Below are 7,946 nucleotides of genomic sequence, written 5' to 3' on the forward strand. Positions count from 1 at the left end.
CGAGCACGAAGGCGACGCGGGGCGTCTTTCCGGTTGGCGGTGGGCGGTGGGCGGTGGGCGGGAGGGCCGTATTCGACCGGCAGTCATCCAGGTTATCGCGCTACGGATGGGCTGGTTTGGCCCGCTGTCCTGCCAGAATCACCAAGGCGATGCCGCCAATAATGGCTAGCGCTGCCAAGATCAGGCGCAAGGTGATGTGTTCGCCCAGAAAAACCACGCCGTCCAGTGCGGCGAGTAGCGGCACACTGAGTTGCACTGTGGCGGCAGTGATGGCTTTCAATGCAGGTAACGCGGTGTACCAAATGGCATAGCCCAATCCAGAGGCCAGTGCTCCTGATGCAGCGGCGTAGCCGACCCCTGCGTGCTGCAGGGCGGCATCGCCGCTCATCACTGTACTCAGGACAAGGGCAATGGGTATGGCACGCAGGAAATTACCGGCGGTTACTTTGATGGGGTCGCCTGCGCCTTTTCCACGCAAAGAGTAAATCCCCCAGGCAACCCCTGCGCCCAGCATCAAGGTCGAAGCGAATAGCGGCGGCGCGGATAGGCCCGGCAGAAGCAGGCCGACAAGCCCGGCAACCGCCAGCAATAGCCCGATAAGCTGAGGTGCAAGGAGGCGCTCGCCCCTGCAGATGGCATAACCAATCATCGTGGCTTGTACCGCGCCAAACAGCAGCAGCGCCCCCGTTGCCGCGGGCAGGGTGATATAGGCAAAGGAAAACCCGGCAGCGTAAGCAAACAAGGCCACAGCCGATAACCAGTTGCCTTGGCCAAGCGATGCGCCGCCTCTGATTCGCACGATAAGCCAGAGCATCAACGCGCCTGCAAGCAGTCGAATGCTGGTGAAGCTGGCTGCATCAATACTGGTGTGGGCGAGCGCTGCTCGGCACAGCAGAGAATTGGCGGCGAAGGCGATCAAGGCCAGCAGGGTCATGCTAATGATGCGGGCATATGACATGCTTCGACTCCCTTGGAATAGCACCTGGGTTGCTGCACTCACTAATGCCGCCGGCCAAAACCCTTGGCAAAAACCAGCCAGGCAAATAACGGGTAGCTGAAGTAGTGCAACCCAAAGATCAGCAGCCCCATGGGCCCGGGCTCGTCTTTCAGCATCATCATCCCCAGCAGGCCCAGGTAGAGCAAACCCAGTACGCCGCCATAGAGCCAGAGCAGATGGTGTCTCTCGCTCGGCATGGGCGCGCGGCGGTGGCGCCAGGCGAACCACAGGGCCATGGCGCCGGCGACTGTGGCGGCGATCAGCAGCGTGGTCAGTACGCCGCCGAGTTTGACCCAGGTGCGCAGCAGCAGGTTGAGCACTAGCACGGCCGCCACACCGCTTAGGGCCAGGCGGCTAATGGGGACGCTGGTGGGGGCTGTCGCGGGCGGTTGCATGGTGCCTCTCCCTGCAGAATAGGCTGCTGCGCGGCTTGCCAAGTAGCAGCTGGCAGCGCCGGGTTACGCCGCGCCAGCTGCGCTGACTCGATCCTCAGCTTGAGCGGCCCAGCCTACAGGCTGCGATTTAAGCCAAAGCGATTTTTCAGCACGGCCTCCAGCAGGCGCTTGGGCACCAGCGCGGCCAGCAGCGGCATGCTGCGGCTGCCATGGCCCAGGCGCAGCAGGTTGGGGCGCTTGCGGCGTTGCACGGCGGTCAGCAGCTGGCGGGCGAACTGGCTGACCGGGGTGGGGTTGTCCTGCGAGGCGTTGGCGCGGGCGCGGATGCCCTCGCGGATCGGCCACCAGGGCGAGGCCTGGTCGATCAGCTGTTCGGCCTGTTGGCTGGCGTTGGCGCCGAAGCTGGAGGCGATGGCCCCGGGCTGCACTTCCATCACCTCAATGGCGAAGGGCGCCAGTTCCAGACGCAGGGCATCGGTCAGGGCATGCACCGCGGCCTTGGAGGCGCAGTAGGCGCCGGCGAAGGGGGTGACCAGCACGCCGGAGACGCTGCCGATATTCACCACCAGGCCGCGGCTTTGGCGCAGCAGCGGAAAGCAGGCGCGGGTCACGCCGATCAGCGCGAACACATTGGTTTCGAACTGCTTGCGCATGGCCTCGACGCCGCCATCCAGCAGCGGGCCCATGGCGCCGTAACCGGCGTTATTGATCAGCACATCGAGGCCGCCAGCTTCGGCCTTCAGGCGTTCGGCCAGTTGGCCCAGGGCCAGGCCATCGTTGACGTCCAACTCGACCGCGTGGAAGCCGGCGGCGCTCAGCTCTGCAACATCGGCCGGTTTGCGGGCGCTGGCCCAGACGCTATAGCCGGCCTGCTGGAAGACCTCGGCCAGGGCGCGGCCGATGCCGCTGGAGCAGCCGGTGATCAGGACAGTGGGTTGGCTCATACGGGCTTCCTTGTAGTTGTCTTGAGCGTGAGGCAGCGGATATTAACGGCTAAAGCTGCCGTGCAGCTGTTCGGCGCGAAATTCCAGGGTGCTGGCGCGGTAGCCGCGGCGCAAGGTCGGCAGCGGCAGGCAGCTGTGCCAGCTGGCGCCGGGCAGCAGTTCGCCGGGACCACTGTAGCGCGGTGAATCGTACAGACGTTCGGCCAGATTAACGCTGTCGCCGGGGCGGTAGGCGGCGATCTGCCAGTGCAGCTCCAGCAGGGCCGCGCTGCTGCCGTTCTGCAGTTCGAGGGCTAGCGGGCGATCCGCCGGGCAAGTATCCGGGGCGTAGCTCAGGCGCAGTTCGAGATGGGCCAGGTGGCGGTTCTCGCGGCTTTCCTGCCAGAGCACCCAGCTGGCCACCAGGGCCAGGCCGGTCAGGGCGGCGAGGGAAATGGGCAGGGCCTTGCCGGGGTAACGCAGCAGCAGGATCAGCCAGCTCAGTAGCAGAATCGCGCCGATCAGCATCAATCAGGCCTCGGGGTGGTCGCGCAGGAATACCAGATTATCAGCCTTGGAGTGTTCCGCCGAATAGCGGTAACCCTGGGCGTTGAAATCCTTAAGGCCTTCTGGGTTTTTCAGCCGCTCCTTGATCACGTAACGGGCCATCAGGCCGCGGGCTTTCTTGGCGTAGAAGCTGATGATCTTGTACTGGCCGTTTTTCAGGTCCTTGAACTCGGTGTCGATCACCCGCGCGTTCAGGGCTTTGCGCTTGACCGCGCCGAAGTATTCGGTGGAGGCCAGGTTGAGCAGCACCTCGTCGCCCTGGGCGGCCAGGGCTTGGTTAAGCCAGCCGCTGATGCGCTCGCCCCAGAAGGCATAGAGGTCTTTGCCTCGCGGGTTGGCCAGCTTGGTGCCCATTTCCAGGCGGTAGGGCTGCATCAGGTCGAGCGGGCGCAGCACGCCATACAGGCCGGAGAGCATGCGCAGGTGCGCTTGCGCGAAATCGAAATCGGCCTCGCTGAAGTCCTCGGCATGCAGCCCGGTATAGACGTCGCCCTTGAACGCCAGCAGTGCCTGCTTGGCGTTCTCTGGCGTGAACTTGGCCGTCCAGCTGCCGAAGCGCGCGGCATTCAGGCCGGCCAGCTTGTCCGACAGGTGCATCAGCTCGGCGATCTGCGCCGGGTTGAAGTCGCGCAACTGGTTGATCAGATCCTGGGCGTGTTCGAGGTGTTCGGGCTGGGTATAGCGCTGGGTCACCGGCGGCGCCTGGTAATCGAGGGTCTTGGCCGGGGAAATCACCATCAACATAAACACTGCTCCTAAAAGTATGGGCGCGATTCTAACAGTGGCATTGACGAGGGTGGAGATCGCTTGACCTGGGGGCCGCCACGGGGTTGTAGTTTGCCCAGGTCGAATCCGCCAAGGAGCTGCCATGACCGCCTGCAACCATTCCCGCTGGGAGCCTTCCCACGATTACCGCCCGCTGGAAACCAGCGCCGAACGCCAAGCCTGGCGGGTGGCGGCGCTGACCGGGGTGTGCATGCTGGTGGAGATAGTCGCCGGTTATGCCTTCAACTCCATGGCGCTGTTGGCCGACGGCTGGCATATGGCCTCGCATATGCTCGCCATCGGCCTGACCGCCCTGGCCTATTTGCTGGCGCGGCGCTATGCCCAGGACCCGCGCTTTGCCTTCGGCACCTGGAAGATCGAGGTGCTGGCCGGCTTCGCCAGTGCCCTGCTGCTCTTGGTGGTGGTGGCCATGCTGGCGTTCGAGTCGCTGTGGCGACTGTGGCAACCGCAGCGGATTGCCTTCGATTTGGCCTTGGGGGTGGCGGTGGTCGGCCTGCTGGTCAACCTGGTCTCGGCCTGGTTGCTGCGCGATCAGCATCAGCATGCCCATGCACACAGCCACAACCATGCCGATCACGATCACGATCACGACCATCCGCAGCCGGCAGCCGGCAAAGACCTCAATCGCCACGCCGCCTTTATCCATGTGCTGGCCGATGCCCTGACTTCGGTGGCGGCCATAGTGGCGCTGCTCGGCGGCTGGTTATTCGGCTGGGATTGGCTCGACCCGCTGATGGGTGTGATCGGCGCGCTGATCATCGCGCTGTGGGCCAAGGGCCTGCTGCTGGAAACCGCCAAGGTGCTGCTCGACCGCGAGATGGACAGCCCGCTGGTCGAGCGGGTTCGCAGCGCCCTGGCGCAGGAGGCGGACACCGAACTGGCCGACCTGCATCTATGGCGTGTCGGTCGCGTGCAGTTCGCCTGTATCGTCAGCCTGGTGACCCATGGCGAGGCCTCGGCGGATCGCTACAAGGCGCGCCTGGCGGGGATTCGCGAGCTGGTGCACGTGACCGTGGAGGTCAATCGCTGCGCCGATGTGCAGGGAGCGGAGCGGGGCTGAATGGAAAAAATCTGCTGGCTCGAAAGCCGATGGGACTTCCGACTTTACCGGCGCCCGGGCAGGTCGCCAAGCGCTATTTTCGGGCCCGATAAATAAAGCCAAGAAAGCTTAAAAATACGTTTGTCTGTCATCTGTTTTGGAGTATTTAAGAGACAAGACCGCCGAACCCTGCAGACAGGTGGCGACCCTTGGCCCTCACCTTGCTTGCACCTTCTCAGCCCCCATCTGAGATGTCGGCGGCCCCCCGCGGCGCAGCACTGCACTGGTATTGCGTCGCTTGGCTACTACAAAAGGTGACCGAGTATGGATGACCACGGACGCTCCAAGCCCACCGCACCAACCCTGTACGCCCTCGACACCAATGTGCTGATCCACGATCCCAACGCCTTGCTGAACTTTCAGGAGCACCACGTCGCCATCCCGATGACGGTGCTGGAAGAGCTGGACAAGTTGAAGACCGGTAAGCAAGGGGTGGCGGTCGAGTGCCGGCAGGCCATCCGCTTGATCGACAAGATACTCGGCGTGGCGACCCCGGAGGAAGTGGAGCATGGCGTGCCCATCCAGCGCGAGAAGAGCGGCCCCTGCGGTTACCTCTCGATCCTGATGAGCAAGAGCGCGTCGCCCATCACCTGGCTACCGGAAGACCTCAACGACAACAAGATCATCAACCAGCTGGTGGAGCTGAAAACACGCCGGCCGGGGATGTCCGTGGTGCTGGTGACCAAAGACATCAATATGCGCCTGAAGGCGCGCGCCTGCGGCATCGATTCGGAGGACTACCACACCGACCAGCTGGTCGACGACGTATCCCTGCTGTCCCAGGGTTACCACAATATGGACGGCTCCTTCTGGGACCGCGTGAGCACGGTGGAAACCCGCCAGGATCACGGCCGTACCTGGCACCGCGTGAAGTTGATCGACAACCTGCCGGCGGTGCACGTCAACGAGTTCATCATCGACGAACAAGGCTTTGTCGGCTGGATCAAGGGCATTCAGGCGGGGGAACTGCTGATTCTCGACCTGCATCAGGAGCCGCTGATGCACCAGGAGGCCTGGGGCCTGCGCCCGCGTGATGTGTATCAGTCGCTGGCGCTGTATGCCCTGCTCGATCCGGATATCCACCTGGTCAACCTGTCCGGCGCCGCCGGTTCGGGCAAGACCATCCTGGCCCTGGCGGCGGCCATCGAGCAGACCATGGTCACCAAGCGTTATCGGCGCATCATCGCCACCCGCAGCGTGCAGGGCCTGGATCAGGAAATCGGCTTCCTGCCCGGCACCGAGGCGGAGAAGATGGAGCCCTGGCTCGGCGCCATCACCGACAACCTGGAAGCGCTGCATATGGACGACGAGAACACCCATGGCAGCGTCGACTACATACTGCAAAAGGTGCCGCTGCAGTTCAAATCCCTCAACTACATCCGCGGGCGCAGCTTCCAGCAGAGCCTGATCCTGATCGACGAATGCCAGAACCTCACCCCGCACCAGATGAAAACCATCATCACCCGCGCCGGCACCGGCTCCAAGGTGGTGTGCCTGGGTAACCTGGCACAGATCGATACGCCCTACCTGTCGGCGCCCAGCTCGGGCCTGACCTACCTCACCGAGCGCTTCAAGGACTTCCAGCACGGCGTGCATATCACCCTGCAAGGGGTGCCGCGCTCGGTGCTGGCCGAATACGCCGAAACCCATATGTAAAACCTTTCACCGCGTCCGCCTTGCAGCCACCCTGCAGGGCGGGGCTGCGGCGGATCCCGCCGGATCGTAGGTTGGGCTGAGCTGCGCGAAGCCCAACAAGGTACAACTGGGTGGCAAGGGCGGTGCTCGCAGCAGCACCGTTGGGCTTCGTCGCTGCGCTTCTCAGCCCAACCTACAAAGGTTCAACACGCAACTGGGCATAGCCATAGCCCTTCAGCCGCGTCCGCCCTTTAGTCTGATCACCGGGTATTCACGGGTGCCGAAACTTGACCCCTGGGTTTACAATCGGTCGATACCCGCCTGGAGCCTGCCCGTGTTAACCCATCTCGATTCCCAAGGTCGCGCCAATATGGTCGACGTCAGCGACAAAGCCCTGACCGTCCGTGAAGCCGTGGCCGAAGCCCTGGTGCGCATGCGCCCGGAAACCCTGCAGATGATCGCCCAAGGCGACCACCCCAAGGGCGACGTATTCGCCGTGGCGCGCATCGCCGGCATCCAGGCGGCGAAGAAGACTTCCGACCTGATCCCGCTGTGCCATCCCTTGATGCTAACCAGCGTCAAGGTCGAGCTGACGCCCGAGGGCGTGGATGCCGTGCGCATTACCGCGCGCTGCAAATTGACCGGGCAGACCGGGGTGGAGATGGAAGCCCTGACCGCCGCCAGCGTCGCCGCGCTGACCATCTATGACATGTGCAAGGCGGTGGACCGCGGCATGGTCATCGAAAGCGTGCGTCTGCTGGAGAAGGTCGGCGGCAAGAGCGGCCACTTCGTTGCAGGGGAACTGGCATGATCCGCGTGCAGTATTTCGCCCGTTACCGCGAGGCCCTGGGCCTGGATGGCGAGCAGGTCAGTGGCGAGTTCGGCAACCTGGAGCAGCTGCGCCAGCACCTGCTGAGCCGCGGTGGCGTGTGGCAGGTGCTGGCCGAACAGAACCTGATGTGTGCGCGCAATCAGGAACTGTGCAGCCTCGACGAGCCGGTGCAGGCCGGTGATGAAGTAGCCTTCTTTCCCACCGTCACCGGGGGCTGAATATGGCCATCCGCGTCCAGTCGCAACCCTTCGATCCGGGCCATGAGCTCAACGCTCTGCATGCCGCTAATCTCGGCATAGGCGCGGTGGTCAGCTTTGTCGGCTATGTGCGCGACTTCAACGAGGGCCGCGAAGTTGGCGGCATGTTTCTCGAGCACTTTCCCGGCATGACCGAGAAATCCCTGGGCAAGATCGCCGAGGAAGCCGCGCAGCGCTGGCCGCTGCTGAATATCGAGATCATCCACCGCATCGGCCGCCTGGAGCCGGGCGAGCCGATCGTCTTCGTCGGCACCACGAGCGCTCACCGCCAGGGGGCCTTCGATGCCTGCAACTTCATCATGGACTACCTGAAAACCCGCGCGCCGTTCTGGAAGAAGGAAGACACCGGCGAAGGCCCGCGCTGGGTCGAGGGGCGGTGCAGCGATCAGGCCGCGGCCGAGCGCTGGAAGCCCCGGAGAACGTAGCCCGGATGCAATCCGGGAGCAGACTTTCAG

At 63.7% G+C, this 7,946-nt stretch carries 10 protein-coding genes; 5 read left to right on the forward strand and 5 right to left on the reverse strand.

The annotated features are described in order from the left end of the window. Nucleotides 1-100: 100 nt before the first annotated feature. The 5 genes from Q8Q83_RS13670 to yaaA form a co-directional block, all read right to left on the reverse strand. A complete protein-coding gene (locus Q8Q83_RS13670; RefSeq protein WP_305624583.1) occupies nt 101-958 on the reverse strand; it encodes a DMT family transporter in 858 nt (285 codons plus the stop codon). Nucleotides 959-999: 41 nt separating this feature from the next. Then, nucleotides 1,000-1,392, reverse strand: a complete 393-nt coding sequence (locus Q8Q83_RS13675; protein WP_305624585.1) for a hypothetical protein — start codon at nt 1,390-1,392, stop codon at nt 1,000-1,002. A 113-nt stretch (nt 1,393-1,505) separates the two neighbouring features. Continuing rightward, nucleotides 1,506-2,336, reverse strand: coding sequence for an SDR family oxidoreductase (locus Q8Q83_RS13680; protein ID WP_305624587.1), 831 nt, complete (start codon nt 2,334-2,336; stop codon nt 1,506-1,508). 42 nt (nt 2,337-2,378) lie between these two features. After that, on the reverse strand, nt 2,379-2,843 hold the full coding sequence (locus Q8Q83_RS13685; protein WP_305624589.1) for a multidrug transporter: 465 nt from the start codon (nt 2,841-2,843) through the stop codon (nt 2,379-2,381). Between the two features lie 3 nt (nt 2,844-2,846). Further along, nucleotides 2,847-3,626 (reverse strand): peroxide stress protein YaaA, encoded by a 780-nt coding sequence (gene yaaA / locus Q8Q83_RS13690; protein ID WP_305624591.1) that lies wholly within the window; start codon nt 3,624-3,626, stop codon nt 2,847-2,849. A 124-nt stretch (nt 3,627-3,750) separates the two neighbouring features. Here yaaA and dmeF point away from each other — a divergent pair, with 124 nt between their 5' ends. The 5 genes from dmeF to moaE all read left to right on the forward strand — a co-directional run bounded on the left by dmeF (nt 3,751) and on the right by moaE (nt 7,916). Further along, the gene (gene dmeF / locus Q8Q83_RS13695) at nt 3,751-4,728 is read left to right on the forward strand and encodes a CDF family Co(II)/Ni(II) efflux transporter DmeF (RefSeq protein ID WP_305624592.1); all 978 of its coding nucleotides are present in this window, start codon (nt 3,751-3,753) and stop codon (nt 4,726-4,728) included. 303 nt (nt 4,729-5,031) lie between these two features. Continuing rightward, nucleotides 5,032-6,423, forward strand: a complete 1,392-nt coding sequence (locus Q8Q83_RS13700) for a PhoH family protein (protein ID WP_305624593.1) — start codon at nt 5,032-5,034, stop codon at nt 6,421-6,423. A gap of 313 nt (nt 6,424-6,736) precedes the next feature. Next, nucleotides 6,737-7,213 (forward strand): cyclic pyranopterin monophosphate synthase MoaC, encoded by a 477-nt coding sequence (gene moaC, locus Q8Q83_RS13705; protein WP_305624595.1) that lies wholly within the window; start codon nt 6,737-6,739, stop codon nt 7,211-7,213. Beyond that, entirely contained in the window at nt 7,210-7,452 is a 243-nt protein-coding gene (locus tag Q8Q83_RS13710; RefSeq protein ID WP_305624597.1) for a MoaD/ThiS family protein, read from the forward strand. The genes moaC and Q8Q83_RS13710 overlap by 4 nt, the downstream gene beginning before the upstream one ends. Before the next feature lie 2 nt (nt 7,453-7,454). Further along, on the forward strand, nt 7,455-7,916 hold the full coding sequence (gene moaE, locus Q8Q83_RS13715; protein WP_305624599.1) for a molybdopterin synthase catalytic subunit MoaE: 462 nt from the start codon (nt 7,455-7,457) through the stop codon (nt 7,914-7,916). Nucleotides 7,917-7,946: the final 30 nt, after the last annotated feature.

It is taken from the genome of Pseudomonas sp. (assembly GCF_030696055.1).
Lineage (GTDB): Bacteria > Pseudomonadota > Gammaproteobacteria > Pseudomonadales > Pseudomonadaceae > Aquipseudomonas.